This is a genomic window from Paraburkholderia sp. SIMBA_053 (genome assembly GCF_046534895.1).
GTDB lineage: Bacteria > Pseudomonadota > Gammaproteobacteria > Burkholderiales > Burkholderiaceae > Paraburkholderia > Paraburkholderia caledonica.
On the sequence record NZ_JAWRXU010001874.1, the window covers coordinates 1 to 231 of the forward strand.

1 protein-coding gene is annotated in these 231 nt (G+C 58.9%); it reads left to right on the plus strand.

Annotated features, from left to right (window positions below):
• Positions 1-3 precede the first annotated feature (3 nt).
• On the plus strand, positions 4-231 hold a 228-nt coding region (locus SB753_RS42040), incomplete at its 3' end, for a LysR substrate-binding domain-containing protein (protein WP_410805818.1).

Below are 231 nucleotides of genomic sequence, written 5' to 3' on the forward strand. Positions count from 1 at the left end.
GTAGTGTGGCCAGAGCATCCGCTGCTGAGCATGGCCAGCCCAACGCTGGCTGATTTTGCGCGCCATTTTGTACTCATGCGCGAACCAGGCTCTGGCGTGCGTAGCGCCTTTGAGCAGCTTTCCATCGACCAGGAAGTCGGCCTGCCTCACCGCATTGAACTGGGCACCAATGAAGCCATTAAACAGGGCGTCATGGCCCACCTAGGTGTTGCTGTTTTGCCTCGCTTGGCC